The 26,995-nt window shown below is 55.5% G+C and carries 22 protein-coding genes and 1 tRNA gene; 17 read left to right on the forward strand and 6 right to left on the reverse strand.

Translation table 11 applies throughout. The features are described 5' to 3' along the window. Positions 1-9: 9 nt before the first annotated feature. The 5 genes from IQ22_RS09610 to IQ22_RS09630 all read left to right on the forward strand — a co-directional run bounded on the left by IQ22_RS09610 (position 10) and on the right by IQ22_RS09630 (position 4,559). Complete coding sequence (locus tag IQ22_RS09610) at positions 10-444, forward strand: DUF6644 family protein (RefSeq protein WP_208733624.1); 435 nt, start codon at positions 10-12, stop codon at positions 442-444. 415 nt (positions 445-859) lie between these two features. Further along, positions 860-1,717, forward strand: a complete 858-nt coding sequence (locus IQ22_RS09615) for a BUD32 family EKC/KEOPS complex subunit (RefSeq protein WP_145141113.1) — start codon at positions 860-862, stop codon at positions 1,715-1,717. A 306-nt stretch (positions 1,718-2,023) separates the two neighbouring features. Next, positions 2,024-2,374 (forward strand): hypothetical protein, encoded by a 351-nt coding sequence (locus IQ22_RS09620; protein ID WP_145141115.1) that lies wholly within the window; start codon positions 2,024-2,026, stop codon positions 2,372-2,374. Between the two features lie 92 nt (positions 2,375-2,466). Then, positions 2,467-3,945 carry an aminoacyl-histidine dipeptidase gene (locus tag IQ22_RS09625; protein WP_145141117.1) on the forward strand — a complete coding sequence of 493 codons (1,479 nt, stop codon included), beginning with the start codon at positions 2,467-2,469 and terminating at the stop codon, positions 3,943-3,945. Positions 3,946-4,115: 170 nt separating this feature from the next. Then, complete coding sequence (locus IQ22_RS09630; protein WP_145141119.1) at positions 4,116-4,559, forward strand: globin domain-containing protein; 444 nt, start codon at positions 4,116-4,118, stop codon at positions 4,557-4,559. A 123-nt stretch (positions 4,560-4,682) separates the two neighbouring features. Here IQ22_RS09630 and hhe read toward each other — a convergent pair whose 3' ends face one another. Continuing rightward, a complete protein-coding gene (gene hhe / locus IQ22_RS09635; RefSeq protein WP_145141121.1) occupies positions 4,683-9,863 on the reverse strand; it encodes a DUF4011 domain-containing anti-phage protein Hhe in 5,181 nt (1,726 codons plus the stop codon). A gap of 363 nt (positions 9,864-10,226) precedes the next feature. On the opposite strand from hhe, the gene pqqF reads away from it, so the two are divergent. The 9 genes from pqqF to IQ22_RS09680 all read left to right on the forward strand — a co-directional run bounded on the left by pqqF (position 10,227) and on the right by IQ22_RS09680 (position 18,969). Then, positions 10,227-12,695, forward strand: coding sequence for a pyrroloquinoline quinone biosynthesis protein PqqF (gene pqqF / locus IQ22_RS09640; protein ID WP_244309058.1), 2,469 nt, complete (start codon positions 10,227-10,229; stop codon positions 12,693-12,695). 144 nt (positions 12,696-12,839) lie between these two features. Then, entirely contained in the window at positions 12,840-12,911 is a 72-nt protein-coding gene (gene pqqA, locus IQ22_RS09645; protein WP_003243383.1) for a pyrroloquinoline quinone precursor peptide PqqA, read from the forward strand. Positions 12,912-13,079: 168 nt separating this feature from the next. After that, the gene (gene pqqB / locus IQ22_RS09650; RefSeq protein WP_145141123.1) at positions 13,080-13,991 is read left to right on the forward strand and encodes a pyrroloquinoline quinone biosynthesis protein PqqB; all 912 of its coding nucleotides are present in this window, start codon (positions 13,080-13,082) and stop codon (positions 13,989-13,991) included. A 108-nt stretch (positions 13,992-14,099) separates the two neighbouring features. Then, positions 14,100-14,849, forward strand: a complete 750-nt coding sequence (gene pqqC / locus IQ22_RS09655) for a pyrroloquinoline-quinone synthase PqqC (protein WP_145141125.1) — start codon at positions 14,100-14,102, stop codon at positions 14,847-14,849. After that, complete coding sequence (pqqD, locus tag IQ22_RS09660; protein ID WP_145141127.1) at positions 14,846-15,121, forward strand: pyrroloquinoline quinone biosynthesis peptide chaperone PqqD; 276 nt, start codon at positions 14,846-14,848, stop codon at positions 15,119-15,121. The genes pqqC and pqqD overlap by 4 nt, the downstream gene beginning before the upstream one ends. Then, a complete protein-coding gene (pqqE, locus tag IQ22_RS09665) occupies positions 15,093-16,253 on the forward strand; it encodes a pyrroloquinoline quinone biosynthesis protein PqqE (RefSeq protein ID WP_145141129.1) in 1,161 nt (386 codons plus the stop codon). Before pqqD ends, pqqE begins: the two co-directional genes overlap by 29 nt. A gap of 35 nt (positions 16,254-16,288) precedes the next feature. Then, complete coding sequence (locus IQ22_RS09670; protein ID WP_145141131.1) at positions 16,289-18,130, forward strand: S9 family peptidase; 1,842 nt, start codon at positions 16,289-16,291, stop codon at positions 18,128-18,130. Positions 18,131-18,279: 149 nt separating this feature from the next. After that, positions 18,280-18,579 carry a hypothetical protein gene (locus tag IQ22_RS09675; RefSeq protein ID WP_145141133.1) on the forward strand — a complete coding sequence of 100 codons (300 nt, stop codon included), beginning with the start codon at positions 18,280-18,282 and terminating at the stop codon, positions 18,577-18,579. 144 nt (positions 18,580-18,723) lie between these two features. Beyond that, a complete protein-coding gene (locus IQ22_RS09680; protein WP_145141135.1) occupies positions 18,724-18,969 on the forward strand; it encodes a hypothetical protein in 246 nt (81 codons plus the stop codon). Positions 18,970-18,988: 19 nt separating this feature from the next. Here the strand turns inward: IQ22_RS09680 and IQ22_RS09685 are convergent, their stop codons facing one another. Continuing rightward, entirely contained in the window at positions 18,989-20,314 is a 1,326-nt protein-coding gene (locus IQ22_RS09685) for an APC family permease (protein ID WP_145141137.1), read from the reverse strand. 315 nt (positions 20,315-20,629) lie between these two features. Here IQ22_RS09685 and IQ22_RS09690 point away from each other — a divergent pair, with 315 nt between their 5' ends. Then, a complete protein-coding gene (locus tag IQ22_RS09690) occupies positions 20,630-21,676 on the forward strand; it encodes an SDR family oxidoreductase (protein WP_145141139.1) in 1,047 nt (348 codons plus the stop codon). A gap of 50 nt (positions 21,677-21,726) precedes the next feature. Here IQ22_RS09690 and IQ22_RS09695 read toward each other — a convergent pair whose 3' ends face one another. Then, positions 21,727-22,518: an SGNH/GDSL hydrolase family protein gene (locus IQ22_RS09695; RefSeq protein WP_145141141.1), complete on the reverse strand. Its 792-nt coding sequence runs from the start codon at positions 22,516-22,518 to the stop codon at positions 21,727-21,729. Positions 22,519-22,868: 350 nt separating this feature from the next. After that, positions 22,869-23,135: a DUF2790 domain-containing protein gene (locus IQ22_RS09700; protein WP_244309060.1), complete on the reverse strand. Its 267-nt coding sequence runs from the start codon at positions 23,133-23,135 to the stop codon at positions 22,869-22,871. A gap of 731 nt (positions 23,136-23,866) precedes the next feature. Here IQ22_RS09700 and IQ22_RS09705 point away from each other — a divergent pair. After that, a complete protein-coding gene (locus tag IQ22_RS09705; protein WP_145141198.1) occupies positions 23,867-24,385 on the forward strand; it encodes a DUF4142 domain-containing protein in 519 nt (172 codons plus the stop codon). A gap of 161 nt (positions 24,386-24,546) precedes the next feature. Next, a tRNA-Met gene (locus tag IQ22_RS09710) sits at positions 24,547-24,623 on the forward strand. A 131-nt stretch (positions 24,624-24,754) separates the two neighbouring features. Here the strand turns inward: IQ22_RS09710 and otsA are convergent. Continuing rightward, entirely contained in the window at positions 24,755-26,185 is a 1,431-nt protein-coding gene (otsA, locus tag IQ22_RS09715) for an alpha,alpha-trehalose-phosphate synthase (UDP-forming) (RefSeq protein ID WP_145141145.1), read from the reverse strand. After that, positions 26,182-26,958: a trehalose-phosphatase gene (gene otsB, locus IQ22_RS09720; RefSeq protein WP_145141147.1), complete on the reverse strand. Its 777-nt coding sequence runs from the start codon at positions 26,956-26,958 to the stop codon at positions 26,182-26,184. Before otsB ends, otsA begins: the two co-directional genes overlap by 4 nt. Between the last annotated feature and the right edge of the window lie 37 nt (positions 26,959-26,995).

Below are 26,995 nucleotides of genomic sequence, written 5' to 3' on the forward strand. Positions count from 1 at the left end.
GCAGTTCTCTTGCGGCAGTCGAGCGTTGCCTATCTGCTGGTGAACGCCGCGCACATCGCCTCGTTTGGCATACTGCTGGGTTCCATCGTCTCGCTTGATCTACGGTTACTTGGTGCCTTTCGCAAGGTCCCCCTGGCAACGCTAGAGCCTTTTCTAACTCGCATCGCGGCCTGCGGTGTGGTTCTGGCGTTCCTGAGTGGCTTTTGGCTTTTCACGGTCAACGCACAGGATTACATCAGTAACCGGGCCTTTCTTATCAAGCTGGGCCTGATAGGGCTTGCGCTGCTCAATGTACTTCTAAGACATACGGCTTATCGGCAAACCTGCCTGCAGGAAGGTAAAGCCGTGCCTCGTGCCCTTCAAGCTCATGCGTTATTGTCTCTGACGTGCTGGCTGGGTGTTGTACTAGCCGGGCGTTGGATTGGTTTTATATCGGCTATTTGAAATATGCCCCTTATTTGATATGTGGACTGCTACGTTTGAAATCCCCTGTCAAATTAACTGGGCTTAGCTACTACTCTGTACTTACAGAAATTTTCTTTTATATCGGCCATAATGAGGCATCGTTAGAAAGGCCAATACTCTGTTACGAGACAAATTAATTTTAAATTCAGCCAATTGAAAAGCATTGAACATAGCAACTTCTTAACTAGCATATAGCCAAGGTATCTCCTACTACCCTTAAGTATTAATTAGCCAGTACGCATTACCTCAAGGGGGCCGACAGTCTAAACCACAAACAAGTCTTACAATTTTATTGTTAATTAACTTTAGCAAAGGTAAAGAAAATCTCGCAAACTCAGCAGAGCTTCATGTAAAATCCGTGAATTTAATCACATATTTCCGCATGGATTGATAAATGCTTTATTTACATAAGCATGGAGTTTCACTACCCATCAAACGACGCCTTAAAGAATGGATTCTTTATTCTAAAACAGAGGAATCCAATAAATTTATTCCTTTCGTCCAGAGCTTAATCAACGACCGTAATAAAAGGGGCCAAGGCAATCGATCATTCAGTACACTTCGCGTAAATCAAAAAAGCTATTTCATTAAAACAACTGAGATTACTCAACTACAAGCCCAACTTAGAGCTACTTTCGGTTGGCGAAGGCGAGTAGGTGGTTACGGATGGCCCATATCAGAGATTATCAATACTAATCACGTCATACAAAAAGGGCTTAATACACCCCAACTTTATGGCTTTGGTTACAAACGATCTAGAATAGGGTTAGTGAATGAGGTATTTCTTGTTACTGACTGGTTAGAAAACCATGTTAATGGCCTAGAATGGCTAAATAGTGGCAAGGCCGAGCCGCAGCAATTCTTTAAGGTTTTTTTTCTTTCTATGCTAGATATGCATAGAAAGAAAATCTGGCACTTAGACTACTGGGTTGAAAACGTAGTGCTTTCTCCATCGAACCCTAGCACAATAAATATAATTGACTTCGAAAACTGCTATATAGGCGATAATGCCTATATTTCTGAAACATTAGGCTTTCAGTTTGGCTTTATTTACTACATGAAAGCCAGTTATTATATTTCAGAAAAAGCTTATGATGAGACAGTAGCTGAAGCACTGAAAGCCTACAAAAACATTAATGAAGAAGCGTTTCAGATTTTTTACAGCTACAGCAAAAAGAACCATATTGGTAGAAAAGAGCGCAGAGAAATACCTTTGAAAGGAACCTTTCCTAGGGATCGAGCAAACCTATAGTTAAAAAGCAGGCCCTATATAAGTATTATATAGCCTTCTACCCAACCAGTTTTTTATTGCAGACTTATGAGCCACATAAAACATTATAATATTTTTAAATTTTTATGCCAATGCAGGCGGTGCAAAAGCACCATTCATTGAGCAGGAATCACGATTTACCAACTACTTATAAAAAATAAGCAAGAGCACGTTACATATTTTAATTTACAAGCGCTTTAAGCCAATTGTAATTAGGTCCATGTTAAATACACAATCATGCGGTCAATAACAAGCTCGAAGATAAGACGCTTTACACAGAGGACTCACATGAAAGGATATACAGGGATGGCAGCCGCCGTGCTGGCACTGACAGGTACGCTGGCTCACGCGCAGGAGAGCGCAACGACGGCTTCTTTGGGAATCGGTCCTAAGCCATGTCGGGTCTTGTTGCAGGAATGGGACACGATTGAGCCTTACGCCAGCGCCTGGGTCTCGGGCTATTTCTCGTTTTTCAACGAGACGACCCGCAGCGGGATCAAGAATGTTTCCGAGGGAATGGACGCTGATCTGCGTATGCAGTGGATTCGTGATCATTGCCAGAAAAACCCGGTCGATACCTTGCAGGACTCCGCTGAGGCCCTGGGTAAGGAACTGGTGGACTACCGCGCCGGCCATTAACCACCCTGCTAGCCTGCTTTTACTGACCGAGACGCTTGACTGCCGCCGCCGCGCAGTCAACTCTCAAGGCTTTCCCTCTGTTTGGAGCGCTCATGTCAGTATCCCTTGATCAGCTCGCCCCAGCGGCTGTGTTTCGCCATTTCGCTGCCCTTTCCGCTATTCCGCGCCCCTCTTTTCATGAGCAAGCCGTAGCGGATCATCTGATGGCATTCGCAGGCCGCCATGGTTTGGCCGCAGAGCGCGACGCGCTGGATAACGTCATCATTCGAAAGCCAGGCAGCCCAGGTTACGAAGACGCGCCCGTCACCATCCTGCAAGGCCATACAGACATGGTCTGCGAGAAGAACGAGGGCAACCCTATCGATTTCACCCGCGACCCGATTTCGCTGCGGGTAGAGGGCGATCTGCTCAAGGCCGATGGCACAACGCTGGGTGCTGACAATGGCATTGCCGTAGCTTTTATGCTGGCGTTGCTGGAAAGCACTGACATTCCCCACCCACCGCTGGAAGCGGTGTTTACCTCCCAAGAGGAGGTTGGGCTTCGAGGTGCCGCTCAACTGGACACGTCCGGCTTAAAGGGACGTCTGTTCCTGAACATCGATAGCGAAGAAGAAGGCCTGCTGTTTGCCAGTTGCTCGGGAGGCAACCGCAGCGATATGCGTCTGCCGATCCAGTGGATCGACTCGGCAGCGGATGCCGTAGCCATGACGATACAAGTGCGAGGCCTCAAGGGCGGGCACTCCGGGCTGGATATTCATACGCCTCGCGGTAATGCCATTTTGCTGCTGGGTCGCGTCCTGCACGACTTGCAATCCAGGCACGCCGCGCAAATCGCTTTTATTCAGAGCGGCTCCGGCAAGAGCAATGCCATTCCGCGCCGGGCCGAGGCGACGGTGTTGATTGCCGCCAGGGATCAAGAAGCAGTTCAGACGACCCTTTCGACCTGGCGTGAGCGACTGACGCAAGAATATGTAACGGCCGATCCTGGTTTTGAACTGGCCTTTGCGTCCCAGCCCGACGCACCGGTTCACAGCTTTAGCCCGTCGACCACCCAGGCTCTGTGCCAGGCGCTCATGCTGATGCCGCAAGGCGTGCAGCGGATGAGCCCGGATATCCCCGGACTGGTCGAAACTTCAACCAATCTCGGAACGCTTGATATCGTTGGCGACGAAATCAGCTTTGGTAGCGCCAGCCGTAGCTCACACCCTTCTCAAATGGAGGCGACAGTCGCCAAGCTTCAAACCCTGGCAGCCATGATCGGTGCCCGCTTTGAACTGCACGACAGCTACCCGGCCTGGCCTTTCCGGCCCGAATCGCCGCTGCGTGAGCTGTTCGTGGAACGGTTCACGGCGCAATATGGCCGTAAGCCGGAGGTTGCCGGTATCCATGCTGGCCTGGAATGCGGCGTGTTCAGTGCCAAGCTGGATAATGTAGACATGATCTCTTTTGGCCCGGATATCCGAAACGCACACTCGCCGGATGAGTGCCTGAGCATTGCCTCGACCGAGCGAACCTGGGCGCTGTTCCTGAATCTGCTCGCGCACATTAAACCAGGCTTTCCCACACCATGAGTGGTCGCTGCGCCTTCGAGGGTGCAGCTTTACCGTTTCTCCGCTTCCTCTGATCATTTATAACGCTCATGATCCGGGTCAATACTTAGCCTGCCTGTCAGGCTAAGCTAGCGTTAGCCCTCTCCTTAACAAGCAGGCCAGATGCCTGAATAGTGAGTATGGAAAGCTCTATGACTAAACCTCTTTCGCCTGAAACCCTTGCCATCGTCAAAGCCACCGCCCCGATGCTACAAGAGCACGGCGTTGCCATCACAACACGCATGTATGAACGCCTGTTCGTAAACCCCGAGATCAAAGCGCTCTTCGACGAGGCTGCACATATCTCCGGCGAGCAGCCCAAGCGACTGGCAGCGGCCATTGTGGCCTATGCGAAAAACATCGATAACCTGGATGCCATTCAGGGTGCCGTAGACAAGATCTGCGCCCGCCATGTGGCCACCCATGTGAAGGCCGAGCACTACCCTGCCGTAGCTGACGCCTTGCTGCCAGCTATCAAGGACATCCTGGGCGATGCTGCGACGGACGATATTCTAAATGCCTGGGGCGAAGCCTACTGGTTCCTGGCAGACATCATGATCGAGCGCGAGAAGGCACTGTACGGTGAAGCGCATTGATCAACTAGCATAAAAAAGCCCGCATTTAGCGGGCTTTTTTATCTGGACGAGAGGTCACAGCCTGGCTTACCGGACGCTTACCAAAGCACAGCGTGCTAATGGCGCGCCCTTTGTATGATGGGCTTACTCCTCAGCGTTTCCAGGCGCGGCCTGTTCTTCCGTAACACTAGTAACTTCTCCTGCCACTAACGTCTCTGACGCGTCGGATGGCTCAACCACCGCACCTCGTAACCGCTCCAGTTCATGGATGACCGGGTCCAACTGAGCACGCGGGTTACGAAACCAGTCCACTGACCAGATTCGCCGGATGCGCCATCCCAGCTGTTCGAGCACGCTTTGCCGCAACCGGTCGCGGTCACGGGCGGACTTGGCCGAATGGTAAGCCGCGCCATCGCACTCGATACCCATGAGGTAGCGGCCCGGCTGTGCCGGGTCCCTTACGGCCAGATCAATAAAGAAGCCGGCCACGCCTACCTGTGGCTCACAGGTATAACCGTGACGGGACAGTGCTTCCATAACTGCCACTTCGAAATCGCTGTCCGGTGCCCGACTGGTTTCCGAGAGGCGTGGCAGGTAGCCCGTCTCGGCAAAGTGCCAGAAGTTGCGCAGCGCCTGCACACCCTGGCTCGACGTACCGGTTACCAGCACATCCGCCGCCGTGAACGAGGTGAAAACGTGCATGCGTTTCTTCGAGCGGGTGAACAACACGTTCAAGCGGCGCCACCCTGAGTCACTATTGATCGGACCGAAACGCTGCGGCACCCTACCTCCGGCTTCCACCGGGCCATAGGTGCCTGAAATGTAGATGACGTCCCGCTCATCCCCCTGTACGTTCTCAAGGTTTTTAATAAACAAGGGCTCGGGCTGCCCGGCATTCTGCTCAAGCGCCATTTGAAGCGCGGGATTCTGTTTGGCCCGCTGCTCCAATAAGCGCTCGATCTGATCCGCCTGTTTGACGTTCATGGCTACCACGCCCAACGACTCGCCCGGCTGCTCCAAGACATGCCGCTCGATTGCCGCGACCACAACTTCGGCCTCTTCCACGTTGCGCTGTTCGACGAAGCGGCCCTGCGCCACATGCTCGAACTTTACGCCAAACTCGGGCGACTCCTTATACGGTGATGGGTAAACCACCAGATTACCGTCATAAAAGGCTGCGTTGGAAAATGCGATAAGGCTTTCGTGACGCGACCGGTAATGCCAGCGTAGGCGACGCAAGCGGAACAGCGGCATCGCAGCGTCCAGAATGCTTTCGGAGTCCTGAGCCAAAGACAGGTCCTCGTCTTCGCTATCGTCCGCTGAGCCCTGTCGGGCAAAGAAATTGGTGGGCGGTAGCTGCTTCGGATCGCCCACCACTACCAGTTGCCGGCCCCGCGCGATACTGCCCAGCGATTCTTCCGGGCGCATCTGCGAAGCTTCGTCCATGACCACCAGATCGAATTCCACCTCACCGGCAGGCAAGTACTGCGCCACCGCCATAGGGCTCATCATAAAGCAGGGCTTCAGCGCTTGCAGAGCACTTGCAGCGCGCTGCATCAGGCTTCGAATCGGCTGGTGGCTGCGCTGTTTACTAGCCTCATGCTCCAGCAACGCCAGTTCGGTACGCTCCTTTACCTTGCCGGAATTGTTGCCCACCGGCACTTCATTCTGGTCGATATCGTAGGCAATTTCCTCGCGCTGAAGCCCCTTGAGCGCCTGATCAATTTCAGCGAAACGCGCCCGAATGGCGTCCTGCTCCTTGCCGGAAAACTGCCCCAGCGCCGGATTCTCTTCCAGAATCTGGCAGGCCCAGCAGTCAAGCAGCCCCAACAGGCAGGCGTCGGCACAACGGTCTGCTGCCAGTTGCTGCCGCTCGATTGCAACCACAGTTGCCGCAAAGCCCAGCGCCACCAGACGACTACGCAGCCGCCGGTACTCGAACCAGTGATCCAGCAGGTCTTCCCGCTCGGCAGCGCGGGCAAGCCGCTGCTGAAGACCGGGAAAGTCTCGCTCCGCCAGGACTTGCCACCACTCGTCAGGCTCGATGTCACCCTGGACAAGAAATGCATCGAGGCTGTCTTCCCATACCGCAATGGCCTGCTGAACGGGCGCAGACTGAGCACGCCATTGCTGGATCAGCGCTGCAGCCGCGTCGGTATCCCTTTGCGCCAGCCGAGCCGCCAGTGCTGTACCAATCGGCAAGGCCAGGACTGGCTGCATCAGCTCAACCGTATGCCGCCAGGCATTGAGGGTGGCACGTGCGGCAGACGCCTGTTCCAGCGTGGGCAGTTCACGACCCGCAAGCGCCACAGTAAGATGCTCATCCTGCCGCAACTGCGCCGCGTTCTGCTGCCAGCTTTCCAATGATTTGAGCCGTTCCTGAAGACCCTGAAGTGTTGGATTTTGCTCGCGCACATAGGGCAGCAAGGATTTGAGCGCGCCGCCAGCACTTTTCAACAGACGCATGAACTGGCCATCTGCCATTAGCAGAGGCCGGTTGCGAAGGTCGTGGGTGTCAAAAGGAAATACCGTTTCGAGAGCCTGACGCAGGTCGTCAACCTCGTCCAGATAGGTCAACGTGGCCTCAGAGGCCTCACGCAGTGTATCGATCGTTGCGGTATCAGCCTTGAGCAGGTAGTCGGCAATCCATACCTTGGCGCCAAAGCCACGCCCACAGGTTTCACGGAGCTGCCGATACCAGCCGCGGAGCTGTAGCAGAGCGTCAACATCGGTTTCCATGCCTTGAAACAAGGGCCCGAACTTTTGCGTATAGACGGGGTTATCCTGCAGCAGGGCTTGCTCGCGCTGAAAGCCAACTGCCGCGGGTAACGCCGCGATTCCTTCGCCCAGCTTGACCCCAGGCCGCACCAGGGTCAGCAGTTCGGCCTTTGCTGCACGCCATTCACCCTTGAACCAGCGAAAAAGCGAACTATCTGCCAAGACCCGGTGCAAGTCCTCCAACCGCTGGCTGTCTGGCAAACGGCTAAAGCTGAATACCTGGGAGAGCTGCTCACGCTGCTGCCGGAGTTCAGGTAGCTGGGTAGCCAGATCGGCCAGGAGACGATCAAGCGCCTCGTCTTCAAAACCTTTCTGCCGCGCCTCTGCTAGTTCAGCAGGCAGAGCCTGTACCAGCCGCAGCAGGGTGCCCAGCTGTTCAAGCCCCTCACGATCCGTAGTCAGCTCCAGCGCTTGGTCATGCGCCTGTATCTGCTTGAGCAAGGTGGCAACCTGAGACACCGCCTGCATGAGGTCGCGCGTCCGCTTCATCAGCTCCAGCGCGTGGGAGAGGTCCAGATCTTCGCCAGTATGCAGGCGCAGTGTTGCACAGGCCTGGGTCATGGCCTGCAAGGCCTCCGCCGAGGCAATCGCATCCGCACGGAAACTGCGTGCCAGGGCTTCCTGTCCGGCGAGCAGGCTGTCGAAGCGCTCCAGCCAGGCGCTTAACGCCTTACAGGTATCTGTGTTCAGCACGCCAACAAGGGACCAGTCCTCATCCCCTTGAGGCAATACCAGAGAGGGCAATCGATCCGCCAGATCCGCCAAGGCCTCGGGAGTAAAATGGGCTACCTTCGGTGCGCCGAACAGCTCCGCAAGCGGCGCTCTTGCCTGGGCCAATGTGTTCAACCTGGCCTGCGCCTGCTGTAACGATGCCATGAGAGCTTCACGCTCGGGTGCAGTCAGGTGCGTCAGCTGGCACCCGAACCAGGGGTGGGTCTCAAGCCTGCCCGGCTCGCCTGCCTCCTGGGCCGTCTTGTGATAGTAGCGGGCATAGAAGCCGGCCTGCTCTTCAAGCTGTACCCGGGAAACTGGCTGATCCCCGGTCGGGTGCAGAACGGCCGGTGTCAACGGCAGGCTTTCCCGCAGCCGGGTCGCCTGCATCAATATTTGATGCACCGTCATGCCCGTCTCGTCGAACTCGCTGTGCAGGTGCTCGACATACCCATTGAGCTGCTGTTTGAGTCGCTCGTAATGGGCAATCTGCTCCTGTCGCTGTTTAGGTGAGCGGAAAGTGCCGCGCTTCTGGATACGCTCGCGAATGCTACCGATCACAGCCTGCTTCTGGCTTTTGTGGCTATGCAGCTCAAGACAGAAATCGCCAAGCCCGGCGCGGGTCAGCCGGTTCTTTACCACCTCCAGCGCTGCCCGTTTTTCCGCCACGAACAGCACTTTCTTTCCCTGCGCCATGGCCGCCGCAATCATATTGGTGATCGTCTGTGATTTACCGGTGCCGGGTGGCCCCTCGATGACCAGGTTTTCGCCGCGCATCACATCTACCAATGCGCTGTGCTGGGAGCTGTCTGCATCGTCGATCAAGGGGTAGCGCTCGTGCACATCCTCCAGACGGTCGATCAGGTACTCGGCACTAAAGCCGCCCCCGCTGCTGCCGCTTTCACGCCTGTCGGCAGCGGCGCCAATCAGACGTTGTACCAAGGGGTGCTCGCCAATCTGCTCGCCAGCCCACCGCGCCGGATCAAGGTCCAGGTACATCATGAGCTTGCCGAACTCGAACAGCCCGAGCGAGGCGAAACGGCGAACCTGCCAGGCTGGTTTGGTACGCAGTACCGTATCTGTGATCTGCGTGAAATAGGCTTCGGGCGTCAGGTCTTCCGTGATATCCGGCAGCGCAATGCCAAAGTCGTTTTTTAGCTTTTCCCGCAGGGAAAGATTGGTAAGGATATCTTCGCCGGTGTACTGGATACGGTATTCGAACGTAGCCGTGTCGGCGTTGAGCTTGCCTTTTTCCAGTTGCACAGGCACCAACATGAGCGGCGCGAGGCGCGTACTGTTGGTACCTGCTACAGACTCGTCCCACTCAAGAAAGCCGATGGCGAGGTACAGGATATTCGCCCCGCTCTCCTCCAGTGCCAACCGTGACTGCGCATGCATGATGTGCAGGCGCGACTCCAGCTCAGCCGGAAAGTAGAGGCTCTGAATGGATTCGTCTGTGTGCTTTCTACTTTGGGTTTCTGCCGGCATGGGCAGCTCATAACTGGCCGCCATTCCCAGTTGGGCAGCCCACTCTTCAGCGGTAGGCCGTTTCTTGGCTTCCCGGATCTCGCCGGTGCACGCATCCCTTACCAGGAAACCGTGCTCCAGCAATTGCTTTTCGGTCGGTTCGGGTACTGGGGCAAAGCGCATGGAGCGCTCAGAGGTCAAAGCTTCGAACAGCTGATCCGGCAGCTCGTCGATAACACGTACGAAGCGCTTGCTGCGCGCATGGGAAAAACTGAGCAAGCGGTTACGAGCGCTCAGGTCAAGCAATCGGCTGCGCAGCCGTTCGAGATTCGAAAGAGGGCTGACGGATGCGCCTGAAATGTCGTCCACGAAAAAACATCCTCAAAAAACAACAGGCCGGCTGTTACACACCGGCATTTATTCGACAGACACTGGATAAGCACTTCGACGCGCCTGGGACGACAACCGGCGAATCCGCAGGGTTCGAAGAAAAGGTGATAACGCTTTGTGTAAAAGCGCCGTAAGGCCAGTGCCCAAAGACCGCTATGCGATTAAACCTGACACTCTACCCGGATCTGTTGCCTACGCACGCCAAAGCCTGGAAATTTATGACCTTTCCAGCTTAAAAAGGCGAATTCGCAGGTTTTACGTTTATCCTTTTCACCCATAGCCCCGCCTTTCCGCTGAGGCTGGTCAAGAGCCTGCCTGGTCATTTGCCACGGGCGGTACACTATGCCCATGACCTATTCGCCCATGATGAAAACCGACACCCTAACTCTGCCGAACGGCCTGCGCGTCACACTCGAACATGTCCCGCGCCTGAAACGCGCAGCGGCGGCCGTGCGTGTCGCCGCTGGCAGCCATGACGCCCCCAGCGCCTGGCCGGGTCTGGCTCACTTCCTGGAGCACCTGTTCTTCCTGGGCACCGCCACCTTTCCTGCCGACCAGAGCCTGATGCCTTATGTGCAACAGCATGGCGGCCAGGTGAATGCCAGTACCCGCGACCGCACTACAGACTTTTTCTTCGAGCTGACGCCTGCCGCGTTCGAAGGCGGGCTGGCCCGGCTGTGCGATATGCTCGCGCACCCTCGGCTAGCCCTGGATGATCAGCGCCGTGAACGGGAAGTGCTGCATGCCGAGTTCATCGCCTGGTCACGAGAAGCCACCACCCACCGCCTGGCCTGGCTGACCGCTCCTTTGTCCAGACAGCATCCCGCTACCGGTTTTCACGCGGGTAATCGCTATAGCCTGCAAGTGCCCAACCCCGCTTTTCAAGCAGCGTTACACACGTTTCATCAACGCTACTACCACGGCGGCCAGATGACGCTGGCTCTTGTGGGGCCGCAGTCACTGGACGAGCTGCGTGAGTTGGCCGAGCGCTATGGCAATGACTTTTCCAGCGGAACACATTTCCTGCAGGCATTGCCGCCCCCACTTCGCTCCAAGACGAAAATAACGCTGCCTGCATTCGATCCCTCACGCCTCAACCTGACCTTTGCCCTCGAAGGCCTGCCCGCTGGCAGTGAAGAGGCGCTGAGGTTTCTGTTTACCTGGTTGACCCGTCGCCATGCTGGCGGCCTGCTGAATGTTCTAACGCAGCGTGGCTGGATCGATGCCGTAAAGCCCGAAGTACTGTATCGCTTTGCCGACCAAGCCCTGGTAACCATCGAATTTACCCTTACCGAGCAAGGCCAATCGGCGCAAGGCTGTATCGCCGGTGCTTTTTTCGACTGGCTCCGCGTTCTGGCAGATCAGGATGACTGGGGTTCATTACGTGAAGAATACGCCTTGCTCAAGGCGCGCGAGCGTCAAACGGCACCGGCTCTGCTGCTTGCGCGCGGCCATGTTGAGTCGCCCCAGTACAACCTAGAGCTATCGGCCGAGAGCGTCCAAGCCCTGCGCGCCCTTCTCAACACCCTTTGTCCCGAGCAGCTTCTCCATCCTGTTGAAATCGCGCCTGAACAATCGTTGCCAACCTGGGCATTACCCCCGGCGAACCCCTTCCTAAGGTCACCTGATTCTACTGCCTTCCCGGTACCGCTCCCGTCAGCCCTGCATGTCAGCCAGGCGCTGTCCTCTCAAACGGGCGAAGGCGCGCTTTATCTGCGCTGGAGAGCCGAGTCTGCCGTTGCACCCGATACACGACGCGCACTGCTACGCACCATGACCGCTTCGCTCAAGGGTTTGACCGAAGAAGCTGGCCAAGCCGGTGTGGACATGACTCTGACTGCGCTCGGGCCATATTGGCAGCTCAAGCTGGCAGGCTACAGCGAGCCCATACCAGCAGTCCTGGCCGCGTTGACGTCGCACTTAACCTCTCCAACAACAGATGCCTGGGCCTCGTTCACTCAGCCTGAACCCGAAGCGCCAGCGGGCATGCCCATTCGAGCGTTACTGAATGCACTACCGGATAGCGTGGCAAACCTTGCCACACTGTCACCTGCTTCTGTCAGCGTTCAGACCGAAACGAACGGTCCAGCGCTCCTAGCGGACATCTGGGCTCGCAGTCACTGGGATGGCCTGGTAGCTGGTCTGCCCGAGGTATCGCTTGCGCCACTCGGCACCAGCTTGGTCAAGCTGCCTGGAAAGCCTGCGCCTGGCCGCCCACAGCCCGGCCACATCTCGTCCGGGCATTACTGGCAGAAGATTTCCACATCGTCTGTCGAACACGCCATTGTGTTGTTTTGTCCCGCTCCCCCAGGCGATCTTGCCCGGGAAGCCGCCTGGCGTCTGCTGGCTCAACTTGTCCAATCACGCTTCTATCAGCGTATGCGCGTCGAGCTGCAGTTGGGTTACGCCGTCTTTTCCAGCTTTCGCCACATGGAAGGCCAGCCTGGCTTGCTGTTCGGCATACAGTCGCCCGCCATCCCAACAGCCGTGTTGTTAGCTCATACCCGTAAGTTTTTCGAGGCGCTTACAACACATAACGCTCCGTCTCTGGCTGAATGGACGGCAGCCCAACAAGCCCTGGGCGATCAGTTCAACGAAGCCGTGCTGGAGCCGCGCAGCACGGCTGAGCAACTCTGGCAGGCCTATCTGGGTGGCCACTCTGCCAGCTATTTCGAGGCACTGCGGCGCGCTATCGAGCACCTGACACCTGCCGACTTCAAGAACGCGTGTCAGGACCTCACCGCAGCCACCCATGGCTGGCTCTGCCTAGGCAACCATCCGGCGCCAGAACCTATTTGGCGGACGATGTGACTACATGTCGCGCCTGATGGGTAGTAGACTATGCATATACGCCGACAGGAGGTCGGGCCAGGAACCGCCTTTCCTGAACGTATGAATGGAACGCAAGACTAAGTAAGTCGGACAGACTCCGACAGTAACCCTGAGGTAATGATTATGTGGACTAAGCCTGCTTATACCGATCTGCGTATTGGTTTCGAAGTGACTATGTATTTCGCCAATCGTTGATTGCGTGAAAGGCGCCCCGGTTAACCGGGGCGTCCTTTTTCTAGTCCCCTGTTCCTGGCCCGCTTAGAAGTTGCCCTGGTCTCGCCGACGCAAGTCCAAGCGACTACCCTTGCACACAGTCTCCTCTGTACCGCGGCAAGTTCTAAACTGGCCCTAGATTATTGACCCATGTATATCCAGATTCTTGGCTCCGCTGCGGGCGGCGGCTTTCCTCAGTGGAACTGCAACTGCCCCAACTGCCGTGGCGTCCGCGACGGCAGCCTGCGTGCGCAACCTCGTACCCAATCCTCCATTGCCTTGTCCGACGATGGGGTGAACTGGGTCCTGTGCAACGCCTCCCCTGATATCCGAGCCCAACTGCAAGGTTTCGCCCCGATGCAGCCCGGCCGCGCTCTGCGCGACACCGGCATCCGGGCAATCATCCTGCTGGACAGCCAGATCGACCACACCACCGGCCTGCTTAGCCTGCGTGAAGGTTGCCCGCATGATGTCTGGTGCACCGATATGGTCCATCAGGACCTCACCACCGGCTTTCCGCTGTTCAACATGCTGGAGCATTGGAACGGCGGCCTGCGCTGGAATCGTATCGAGCTGGAAGGCAGCTTTACCATCCCGGCCTGCCCGAACCTGCGTTTCACCCCGCTGCCTCTCCGTAGTGCGGCGCCACCTTACTCGCCGCACCGCTTCGACCCGCACCCTGGTGACAATATCGGCCTGATTGTTGAAGACCTGCGCACCGGCGGCCGTCTGTTCTACGCACCGGGTCTAGGCAAAGTAGATACTGCCCTGCTAGCCAAGATGGCCGAAGCCGACTGTCTGCTGGTCGACGGCACCCTGTGGGAAGATGATGAGATGCAGCGCCGTGGGGTCGGCACCCGTACCGGTCGTGAAATGGGTCATCTGGCACAGAACGGTCCTGGCGGCATGCTTGAGGTGCTCGACCAACTGACCTCGCCGCGCAAGGTGCTTATTCACATCAACAACACCAACCCGATCCTGGACGAAGACTCACCCGAGCGAGCCGAAGTTGAACGGCGCGGGGTGGAAGTGGCCTGGGACGGCATGAGTATCGAATTGTAAGAATCTGCCCCTTCCAGGCGGAAGCAGTCGATACTAAAGATAACGTGCGGTGCTTATATCTGGTCTCAAGACCGGCGGCACCCCGCCTTTACGCCAGAGGAATGACCTATGCCGCAAGCCCTTACGCCCGAAGCGTTCGAGCAGGCTCTGCGCGCCAAAGGCGCGTATTACCATATCCACCACCCTTATCACGTGGCCATGTATGAAGGCCGCGCAACGCGTGAGCAGATTCAGGGCTGGGTAGCCAACCGCTTCTACTATCAAGTAAACATCCCACTCAAAGACGCGGCGATTCTTGCTAACTGCCCCGACCGCGAGATTCGTCGGGAGTGGATCCAACGCATCCTCGACCACGATGGTGCGCCCGGTACTGACGGCGGCATCGAAGCCTGGCTGCGTCTGGCTGAGGCAACGGGGCTGAATCGCGAGCAGGTCCTTTCCCAAGAGCTGGTTCTGCCCGGCGTGCGCTTCGCCGTGGATGCCTATGTGAATTTTGCTCGCCGTGCGTCCTGGCAAGAAGCCGCCAGTAGCTCACTGACCGAACTGTTCGCCCCCCAGATTCACCAGTCGCGCCTGGACAGCTGGCCTCAGCATTACCCCTGGATCGACCCGGCCGGTTACGAATACTTCCGTACCCGCCTTGGCCAGGCGCGCCGCGATGTGGAGCATGGTTTGCACATCACCCTGGCGCACTACACCACCTACGAAGCCCAGCAGCGCATGCTTGATATCCTGCAGTTCAAGCTTGATATCCTCTGGACCATGCTCGACGCCATGAGCATGGCCTACGAGCTGAAGCGGCCGCCTTACCACACCGTTACCGACCAGCGTGTCTGGCATAAAGGGATTCCATTATGAGTTTCGACCGTAACCAGGTGCCGCGCTGGCGCTCCGGCTATCGTTTTCAATTCGAGCCCGCGCAGAACGGCTTCGTGCTTCTCTACCCCGAAGGCATGATCAAACTGAACGAAAGTGCCGGTGCTATTGGTGACCTGATCGATGGCCAACGCACCGTTGCCGCCATTATTGATGTCTTAAACGAACGATTCCCCGGCGTCCCGGAACTCGGCGACGACGTGGAGCAGTTCATGGAGGTTGCTCGTGCAGAGCACTGGATCCAACTCGGTTAATACGCCAGGCAAGCCCGGCATAGGCTTGCCCCTCTGGCTGCTGGCAGAACTGACTTACCGCTGTCCCTTGCAGTGCCCCTACTGCTCCAACCCGCTGGACTTCGCGGCACAGGGCAAGGAACTGACTACCGAGCAGTGGTTTACCGTCATGCAGCAGGCCCGCCAGATGGGCGCGGCGCAACTGGGCTTTTCCGGCGGCGAGCCGCTGGTACGTCAGGACTTGGCCGAGCTGATCGGCGAAGCCCGCCGCCTGGGCTATTACACCAATCTGATCACCTCAGGCATCGGCCTGACCGAGCAGAAGATCGCCGCCTTTCGCGACGCGGGGCTGGATCATATTCAGATCAGCTTTCAGGCCAGCGACGAAGAGGTAAATAACCTGCTCGCCGGCTCCAAGAAAGCCTTCGCCCAAAAGCTGGAGATGGCCCGTGCCGTAAAGGCCCATGGCTACCCCATGGTGCTCAACTTCGTCACACACCGGCATAACATCGACAAGATCGACCGTATCATCGAGCTGTGCCTAGCGCTGGAGGCTGATTTCGTCGAGCTCGCCACCTGCCAGTTCTACGGTTGGGCACAGCTCAATCGGGTTGGCCTGCTGCCAACCAAAGCCCAGCTGGAGCGTGCCGAGCGCATTACCAACGAATACCGCGCCAAGCTGGAAGCGGAAGGCCACCCCTGCAAACTGATTTTCGTCACGCCGGATTATTACGAGGAGCGCCCCAAGGCCTGCATGAATGGCTGGGGCAGCATTTTTCTCACGGTCACCCCGGATGGCACCGCCCTGCCCTGCCATGGCGCACGTCAGTTGCCGGTCCAGTTCCCAAACGTCAAAGATCACAGCCTGCAACACATCTGGTATGACTCATTCGGCTTCAACCACTTCCGTGGTTATGACTGGATGCCTGAGCCCTGTCGTAGCTGCGATGAGAAGGAAAAGGACTTCGGTGGTTGCCGTTGCCAAGCGTTCATGCTGACCGGTGATGCCGCCAATGCCGACCCGGTATGCAGCAAGTCGCCTCATCACGACGTCATTCTAAATGCCCGTAAAGAAGCAGAGCACGCGACCCAGACCATTGAGCAACTGAGCTTTCGTAACGAGCGGAACTCCAAGCTTATCGCCAAAGCCTGATAAAGACACTGCTCGCCGCTGTCGTGGAGGACCTGATGAATTCACCTGCCCCGAATACGACCTTTACTGCGGAGCAGGCTGTTGCAGCCGGTATCGACTTCGCCGAACTTCACGCCTCGGATCTGGGCCTGTTTTGGAACCAGTACGATCCGGCCGACGGCGCTTGTCGTCTATGGCGCTGGGTCGACGGCCAGGCACAGTGTCTGACGCCGGACGGGTACAGTGCACGCAGCCGCGTCTATGAGTATGGCGGCGGTGCCTTCTGCCTGACCGACACGGAAGCCCTCTTTGTCAACGAGGCGGACCAGCAGCTGTACCGTCAGCCGTTGGATGGCAGTACGCCGGTGGCTCTCACGCAAGGCAAATACCGTTATGGCGATCTTCAAGCGGCGGCCGGAGCCATCATGGCCGTCGAGGAAAGTCATGAAGGCGAGGCCGTAATCCACCGGCTGGTCGCAATTGGTCTGCTTGATGGGCGCCGTCAGGTATTGGCGGAAGGTGCAGACTTTTATGCCTCACCAACGCTAAGTCCCAACGGCAAACGCCTTGCCTGGATCGAGTGGAGCCGCCCTGACCAACCCTGGACGTCTACACGCCTCATGTGTGCCGAACGCCTCGAAGACGGCCGCTGGGACACACCCAGCCTGATTGCCAGCGGTGCGGAGGAATCCCTTCAACAGCCACGCTTTGATGAGCTTGACCAGTTGTATTGTCTCTCCGACAAGAACGGCTGGTGGCAACCTTGGGGCGAGTCGACCTCCGGCTTTACTAAACTGTCCTCAATCGACGCCGACCATGCCGCCGCACCGTTTCAACTGGGTGGCCGTACGTGGTTGACCCTGGGCGGCGACGCTTATCTTGCGACCTGGTTCGAGGACGGCTTCGGGCACCTAGGGCTGCACCATGGGCCTCATCAATTGCAGCATTTCGCCTCTTCTTTCACACGCTTTCGCAGTTTCTCACGGCATGGTCACCGGCTGTATTGCATAGCCGCTGCCCCCGATAGGACTGCCGCTGTCGTGTCCATAGACCTGAATGACGGGACCGTACAAACACTTGCTGGTGGCCTTTCTCCTCTACCACCCGCATCTATCAGTCATCCACAGCCCTTGCGCTACCCAACAGGCGCAGGCCACGCCTATGGCTTCTTCTACCCAGCCTTGAACAGCGTTGAGCCCCCTCCGCTCGTGGTTTTCATCCACGGCGGGCCAACCTCTGCCTGCTATCCCGTATTCGACCCTCGCATCCAATACTGGGCACAACGGGGGTTTGCTGTTGCCGATCTCAACTACCGAGGCAGCACTGGCTACGGTCGCGCTTACCGACAAAGTCTGCATCTGAGCTGGGGCGAGGCAGATGTCGAAGATGCCTGTACTGTTGTTGCACACTTGGCTGAACGCGGCTTGATCAATGCCCAACAGGCATTCATTCGGGGCGGTAGTGCCGGCGGATACACCGCACTCTGTGCGCTGGCTTTCCATCGGGTCTTTCGTGGCGGCGCCAGCCTTTATGGGGTTACTGACCCAGCCGCTCTAGCGCGTGTTACCCATAAGTTCGAAGCGGATTATCTCGATTGGCTTATTGGCGACCCCAGCGCCGATGCCGAGCGCTATCGTGCCCGAACTCCCTTATTACATGCCGACCGGATCAACGTGCCGGTCATCTTTTTCCAGGGCGAGTTAGACGCCGTGGTTGTTCCTGAACAGACCCGTGCCATGCTCCGGGCATTGAAGGATCGCGGCGTCCCGGCCAAAGGTTATTTTTATCCAAACGAGCGTCACGGCTTTCGTCAGGCCAAGAACCAGGCGCATGCACTGGAGCACGAGTGGCGTTTCTACCGAGAGATTTTGGACCAGAACACCTCAATCCAAACATAGCGCTGGAAAATTGATCGTTACTCTCCCCGACGACGGGCTGCCCGCTCGTCTCCTCGGCGGGGCGTACCTCTTGCGTCGGCCTGCCAGTCGAGCTAAATCTCTCTCTGAGCGTTACCTTTTACTTGGATATCACTTCGAGGCTGATCGCGATGGAACCGCAATTGAATGCTATACCTGCTCCTCGTCCCTTCTATTCCTCTCCCTCCGAAATCTATTCCGACGAAAGCCCTGATGTCATCCAACGTTTACTCAGCCGCTCCGAAAGTCGTATCGCCGAGCTGATCGAGCTCGACAACATGAGCGCCCATCTCAAACTGATTCATCTCCAAAATATCGAGTCGATGATTACAGCGGCCACTCGGCAGAGTAATGACCAGACTCATCTGACCCGCGCTCAGATCGTCTTGATGTGCTGCGAAGAAGTGCGTAACCGCCTTCAGCTCCGCTGAGGACGTGCCTGTTCAACTGCCAATCAGGCGGCCTTTAAGCTGTGAGAGCCCGCTCGTTTTCATAATAAAGGTCTGTAGTGCCTCTTTGGCGTTGAACTTATCCGATATCATCTGGCCGCATCGTATTGATATGAGAACCAAGGAATGGACTCATCATATAAACAGGCTTTTTGTCGTTTGCTTATTCCAGCCGCCCTGGTCGCCGGCTGGTGCTTGGGGCAGGTCACGCCTCTTCATTCACCGCCCGCTCAACTAAACAACTATCTGGCCCAGCCTGTCACCCAACTGACCCATGTTACCTGGCAGGAGCAGGACAAGCGTCCACTGCCCCCCGCCCAACCGGCCGTCACACCGGCAGCCAAGCCCTCGTCGCAGCGCTGGATCTTTTGATCAGGTACGGCCTGAATACTCAGGCCGTACCTGTGGCCTCTCTTACCGAGCGCGTACGCGCCGCGAAGTACAAGACCACCCCAACTGCCAGCAAAATTCCGGCACGAAGCCAAGTTTCCAGACTTTGCTGGCTCAATAAAATCAAACACGACAGAATCGCCAGGACCGGGATGAACGCAGGAACCCTGAAATGAGGCTGATCTACTCGGTCCCGTCGCAGCACGAGCACTGCAACATTGGTACTCAAGAAGACGAAGAGGAGCAGAAGCACCACCGTTTCAGCAAGGGCAGAAAGTGTTCCAGTCACTGTTAGAGCCATGGCAACAAGCGTAGTTACCACGATAGCCACCCAAGGTGTCCGCCGCTGAGGCAATACCCGACCCAGTACTGGCGGCAGGAGCCCTTCCTCTGCCATTCCATAGGCCAGTCGACTGGCCATGATCATGGTGAGCAACGCCCCGTTTGATACGGCAATTAACGCCACGAAAGCAAAAAGCGTAGGCGGCACGCCATAGCCGGTTGCTTTAACCACATCTAGCAGCGGCGCGGAAGAAGCAGCTAACTGCTCTGCCGGCAGTACAAGCGAGGCGGCTAGCCCTACCAATACATATACGATTCCGGCAATCAGTAACGCACCAAACAGGGCGCGAGGATAGATCCTGCGCACATCCCGGATCTCTTCTGCCATATTGGCCGAGACCTCGAACCCTACGAACGAATAAAACGCCAACAAGGCAGCCCCTAGCACCGCGATGGGCGGAGACGTCCCCTCCGTAAATTGTACGACCCGTCCCGGATCACCCTGACCACTGCCGAAGTACAGGGCAGCCAGGACAACAACCAGTAACAGCCCCGATAGCTCAACCACGGTCATGACCAGATTTGCACCCATTGACTCCTTGATACCTCGCGCATTCAGCAGGGCCACGAGCGTTAGGAAAATGAGTGCCGTCACGAGAGGCGGTGAGGTGATGAAGGTTCCTAAATAGTCACCGGCAAAGGCCAGAGAAAGCCCAGCGGCACTAGTGACGCCAGCCGCCAGCATAGAAAACCCCACCAGAAAGGATATAAGCGGCGATTTGAAGGCCCGTGCTGCGAATACAGCTGCACCGCCTGCCTTCGGGTACTTAGTCACCAATTCAGCATAAGAGGCGGCCGTCAGCATCGCGAACCCCAACGCCACCACAAGCGGCACCCAGATCGCTCCACCCACCTCGCCGGCAATCTTGCCGGCTAAAGCATATACACCTGCGCCCAGCACATCGCCCAAAATGAATAACAACAGCATGGGCCCTGTAATAGCACGCCGCAGCTTGGTATCGGATGCTGTAGCAGAGGTATTCATAGGCGAACGCTCCATCATTGAACCCTGATCAGAGATGTCGATCGGCTAAACCGGATCAGGGCTGGACGTCAGTGCAACACCCAGCACTTTCCTAGTGGCCCGTGCCTTTCGGTTCGGTAGCCAAGCGCTGGACAAACCATGACGCTCAACTACCCCGATTCATCGACCGCACCATCAAGGGATCAGTTCGATATCAAGACCAAACCCAACCTTATGATTCATTGAACCTGGCAGCAGGCCGCATGACCAACCTTGAGAATGAATCATTACTTCTGGAAGACTAGTCCAATGACCAATCATGCTGTGGAGAACCCTATGTCAGCTTCAAAAGTCGCCTTGGTTGTAGGCGCTAGCGGAATCATCGGCAATGCCCTCGTTGAAACCCTAGTCGAGAATCCAGAATGGCGTGTCCGCGCTGTACGCCGTACGTTCGTACCGGGTGTCGAGACGCTCGAACTGGATCTTAACGATGCTCAGGCTACCGCCGATGCTCTACGCCATGCCGGCGATACCACTCATGTGTTCTATGCCGCTTTGCGCCCCGATAGTAGCCTCGCCCGCGAAGCGGAAATCAACGGCGCCATGTTGCGCAACCTCCTTGATGGTCTGAAGGCAGCTGGAGCCAAACTGGAACGTGTCGTCCATTATCAGGGCGCTAAAGTCTATGGTGTCCACCTAGGCCCGACGACAGCTCCTTTTTATGAGGATGATCCACGACACCTTGCTCCAAACTTCTATTACACCCAGGAAGACTTGCTGCGTGAGCGCGCCGCACAGGGTGAATTCGAATGGTCCATCCTGCGCCCGGATGTTGTGGTAGGTGATATTGCAGGAAACCCCATGAATATCGCCTTGGTCATCGGCGCTTTTGCTGCGCTAAGCAAGCAGGCTGGTGTCCCTCTGCGTTTCCCTGGCTCAGTAAAGGCTTATCGTGGTGTTCTCGCTCAATTGACAGATGCCCGCTGGCTAGCACGCGCCAGTATCTGGGCTGCACTGGCCCCTGCCGCCCGTAACGAAGCCTTCAATCTGGTTGGCGAGCCCTTTCGCTGGGAGCGGCTATGGCACAAGGTCGCAGAGGCATTCGATATGCCAGTGGCCGAACCGCAACCCTTCTCCCTGGCCGCACAAATGCCGGCAAAGGCTGCCGTCTGGCAAGAACTGGCCGAGCAACAGGGCCTGCAAGCGATCCCTTATGAAAAGCTGATAGGATGGAAATTCGGCGACTTCGTTTTCAATACCGAATTCGACATGATTTCCGATATGGGCAAGATTCGCCGTGCAGGCTTTACCGAAGCAGTCAGTACAGAAGACAGCCTGATCGGTGCGATCAAACGTCTGCAGGAAAAGCGCTACATACCTTAAGAGGCAGTTTCGCCCAGCGTTCAGCACTGGGCGAACATCACCACTGATGTTTAGTTTGCAGCGTGCATGTCTTGAGCGGTAGGTGAGACCCGCAAGGAGCTCTCCAATGACTGGACGGCTTTCCAGGCTGCTTGTTGCAGCGTGGCAGCGGTCGCTTTCTCTAGCCGCTTGGTTTGCGCGGCGCTCGGCTGTGGTGGTTTTTTACCGTAGATCAAGGAGTAGAAAACTGATGCTCCAATATATGACCCGGTAAAAGAAGGGTGGCTACCATCAGGCAGAAACAAACTTGGTCGAGGTGTTGCGGCCAAAGCCGTCTGCCACGCCTGCCCTACTGGAGCCAGCAAGGCACCACGTTCTTTAGCGATGGCTGTATAAGCTTGGTCTAGTTTGGCTTGCATATCCGGATTGTTCTGGCGCGCCCACGTTAAGTAGAAAATGGTCTTGGCACCTTTCTTTTTGATTTCATCATCCATCAGCCGCGCGTATTGGTACATCAGATCCAGGTTCTTGACCGGCAGCATGCTGTGCTCTTGCAGAACAACATAATCCCAGTGTTCATCCTTCAAAGCCTGCTGGATATCACCCTTTTTCCAATGCAGTTCAAGCGAAGCACCGGAGAACGCCAGGGTTTTTGTCTGGATAGGCCGCGCTTGACGCGCTTGGATAGACATTTCACTCAGAACCGCAGGCAGATCATTAACGTACGTATAACTATTCCCGACAAAAAGAATCTTGATCGGTGCGTGGGCATCGGCCTGCGTTTGCTGAGCCGCTGACGCGTACAGCGTACTGGTCAGATAAATGAACAAAAATGGGATAATCGATCGGATACTGATGCGCATGCATGTCCTCTACAATGCCGATAAAGCGATAGATGCTTAGGCAACAGGCAGCCGAGCCGCCAATCGTTGCCACTGTCGTCACTGTGACAGGCATCGCCCTGCTTTTGTTAGATGCCAATCGTGCATTGGCTCTCACAACAGAGTATTTCTCCATGAGGGAGCGGCAGTAAGGCCATAAGAAACATAGGCTAGCTTTCGGCATTACATTTGATCAGACCGGCCGAGAGGGGTCTCGTTATTACCGAACGACACGTAACCAACTTGCACACGTTTATTGATGCCCGCAATCAATAAAAAAGGGCAGCTTAAAGCTGCCCTTTTTTATTGAAACATCCTGAATGAACTAACGATTAATTATCATTACAGCTCATTCCAGAAGCTTCATATTCTAATATATGGATATGATTCTGATGGTCTTCATACGTCATTCTGATCGGGCGTATACCACAAAAGCTGCTCAAATCAGGTGTATCGATAACCCGCTTGATATCCAGATGATCGGAATAAGAATAATGCTCTACAGCAGGCGATACCTTGGCCAGATCGTTCTGTTGAGCAGCAACGGCAGAACCGCTGGCTATCACCAAAACCATGAGTAACCCTATAGAGTGCTTCATATTCATCTTTACCTGTAGCGATTAACTCCGTGAAGACATGCTGCAACTACACCGCTCATATATTCGGAGTCTGTAATTGAAAGCGATTGCAGAGATTGTGGAAGCAATGATTACAGAAAGCGCGCTCCCAATATAATCGTTAGCTTGCAAAGCATTTTTGTGTAGAGGGAAGGGAATCGTGCAGAAGGAGCTATGGTCATGATTCTTTATTGAGCTGTGTTTACGACCCCAATACATTTCCAATAGACCCGCCAAGCTTTATTCAGCCTTTTGACTGATACGAGTCCTCCTTATATGGAAAACGACGCTTCTCCTCGGTTATACCGTCAAATGCACGAAGCTTGACTGACGAAGCCGTTCTCACCTTCTTGAACCTATGCTCTGTACAAGCATGCCCTGTTCGGCCGCGATAGACCTTGATGCAGGAGTTACCTCGGTAAGTTCTCGATTGCCTAGGAGTTGCTGGAGCACAGCAGCTCCAGATGATCAGCTTGCACCAGTCACTCACCAAGATGGCTTTTAACGCTAACAAGGGTCTGCGGCTTGATAAAGAGCTTGGTTTTTTTTCAAAAACTGTTTCTCCTTGTGAAAAGCTGAACCCTTACAAAGCCAGGCCGGTCACAAAAAGACACCGGTCGCGTGCGGCTTAATTGCCTACCTCTTCGTCCGGCGTAATCGCAGCATTACTGACTGACCTAAGCCAATACGGCTTACCAAGAGAGCGTTTAATGATGAAAATGCCTACCAAGACCCTTCTCGCCGGCAGCCTAAGTCTTCTGCTGGGTGCCATGGCTACCACCACCTATGCAGCCGACCTGAGCCCAGCTGAGTTCGTCAACCAAGCCTCTGCTCTGGGTATGGCCGAAATCGAAACCGCCAAAATGGCAAAGGAAAAAGGTAGCTCGCCGGACGTAAACACATTCGCTCAAAAAATGATCGATGATCATACGGCGTCCAATAAGCAGCTCAGCGAAATTGCCAAGCAAAAGAAACTAGAGGTTTCAACCGAGGCGGACTTGATGGATAAGGCGAAAGCCATGATTCTTAAGGTACGCCAGGGTGAATCCTTTGATGTAGCCTATGCTAATAATCAAGTGGAATCCCACGAAAAGACTATCGAACTGTACCGCCAAGAAGCGGAAAGCGGCCAAGATTCCGAACTCAAGAGCTTTGCCAAATCCACACTTCCAACATTGGAACATCATCTGAAAATGGCCAAGGCTTTGCTTGAGCAGCAAGAAAAACAGTAATAGACAGTGCTGCCGCCTGTTCACACAAAGCGTCAGTACTTTGCGACCTTCCTTCCCGTCAAGATCAGCAGGAAGGTTACAATCTTTTGATTTACAAACGATTAATTTCTCAAAGGGGGTTGACACAGCTCCTCTCTCCGAGAATAATGCGCGCCTCGGATGGCTACGTAGCTCAGCTGGTTAGAGCATAGCATTCATAATGCTGGGGTCCGGGGTTCAAGTCCCTGCGTAGCCACCACCTCTTTCTAGGGTCTAGCTTCGGCTAGGCCCTTTTTTATTTCAGCTCTACTACCAAGGCGCAACTAGCGTCTGAACTAAAAAGGGCCAGCTCCTTATAAGGAGCTGGCCCTTTTTAGTTCAACATACCCTTTAGGCGACTGGCGCACCTACTGCTCGAAGCGTAGTCACGGTACCCGCTTCTGCACCTACCTTAACGCTGCGCAAATCCTTCAAGAAATTATCGCGCCAGGAAGCCAGATCATTCTTGCGGATGATCCGCATCATGTCCTCGTAACGCGTTTTACGTTCCTCAAGGGGCATACGTATCGCACGATCCAGCGCTTCAGCCATACCAACGACATCGTAGGGGTTAACAATCAATGCCGAGGTCAGCTCACGCGCTGCGCCAGCAAAGCGCGACAGCACCAGCACACCCGGATCTTCTGGGTCCTGTGCTGCCACATACTCTTTTGCGACCAAGTTCATACCGTCGCGCAAAGGTGTCACAAGCCCTACATCAGCGGAGCGGAACAAGCCCATGATCGTCCTGCGATCGTAGCTTTTGTTGGAATACCGAATGGGTGTCCAGTCCAGCTCTGAGAAACGACCATTGATATGACCCGCCTGAGACTCAAGCTGCTTACGGATGTTCTGATACGTTTTTACATCAGAGCGTGAGGTCGGTGCGATCTGAATGAACTGTGCGGCCTTGCGATGTTGCGGGAAACGCTCCAGCAATGTCTCGAAGGCACAGAAACGCTCGACTAACCCCTTTGAGTAATCCAGACGATCAACACTAACAATCGTCTTGTAAGGAATCCCTTCGATACTGCGGGAGATAAAGTTTCGGCGAGCGCGGTAGGACTCGGCCTGCTTGATAATATCGTCAGGTACCGTCCCAATGGGATAGACGCCCATATGGAAGTTATGACCATAGGCCGTCAAGCTACCATCGTTTTCCAGAACACCACGCACTTCACGGGTAATGTAATCCTGAAAGGCTAGCTTGTCGGTATCGGTCTGGAAGCCGACCAGATCGTAATAGCACAGCGTTTTTAACAGTTCGTTATGTGGCGGAATAGCCGTCAGGATTTCCGACGCTGGGAAAGGAATATGCAAAAAGAAACCGATCCGATTACGAATGCCGATCATCCGGCACTCCTCGGCAAAAGGAATCAGATGATAGTCATGCACCCAGATGATGTCGTCAGGCTTGAGCAAGGGCTTCAAACGCTGCGCCATCGACGCATTTACCCGGCGATAGCCGTCATATTCCTCTCGGCTGTAACGCGATAGATCCACGCGGTAATGGAAAATCGGCCACAGCGTTGCATTTGAGAAGCCACGGTAATACTGATCATAGTCTCGCTTGTTCAAGCCGAACGTATGGTAAGTAATATTGCCCTGAGTCTGGTTTTTGCCCGGAGGCACCTCCTCGGCCGTTACGTCACCATTCCAGCCAAACCAAATACCACCCGATTGACGCAAAGCGTCCAGTACCCCTACCGCTAACCCGCCAGTACTTGCCTTACCCGGCTCAATAGGGGCCACGCGGTTAGAAACCACCACTAAACGGCTCATGTCATTTCCTCTTGTTGTATGTGTGGGTCGTCAGCCAGTTGCGCCAGACCACACAGCCAATCCGCAACAGCCTCGACCGATTCCAGTCGCTGCTGAGCCAGGGTCGAGCCTTCACCGATCTTGATGGAAAGGCCTCCTAATGCATTCACGACCTCGAAGCCTGCCTCATCGGTAAGGTCGTCTCCCAAGAACACGGGCAAACGACCTGCAAAGGGTGTTTCCCCCATGAATGTACGAATGACAGCCCCTTTACTAGCCCCTTTCGGCTTTAGCTCGAACACGCATTTGCCGGGCTGCAGAGTTAGTTGATCGGGATAGCGCGTCACGAACGACTCTGCAATACACCGCGTTTCACTTTCGAGCTCCGGTGCCTGCCGGTAATGCAAGGCGAACGCCATACCTTTACTTTCGAGATACAACTGCGGATACGGTTCGAGCGCAGCGCTCAACTCGGACGCGATCCGGGTTAGTACGTCTGTATCCAAAGCCAGCCGATGCAGGGTGCCAGCAAAATCGCGGCGCTCGGCACCATGCACACCGGCGGCAGGTAGCGTTAGAGGTTTGATCAAGCGGTCAATATCATCAAGGCAGCGCCCTGAGACAACCGTTACAGGAATACCTTGGCGAGAGAGTCGATCAATAGCGGAAAGAGTTTTTTCAGGAATAAAGACTTGCTCGGGGCGGGGCTGTATAGCAGCGAGCGTTCCGTCCAGATCTAAAAACAACGCACATTGGTGCACGGGTACAGGTAAAGCGAACTCTAAAGTAGTCATATGAAATGTGACCCCAGATTTCCTCTATCGTTCGCAG

This window comes from Pseudomonas duriflava, assembly GCF_007830155.1.
Classification (GTDB): domain Bacteria; phylum Pseudomonadota; class Gammaproteobacteria; order Pseudomonadales; family Pseudomonadaceae; genus Chryseomonas; species Chryseomonas duriflava.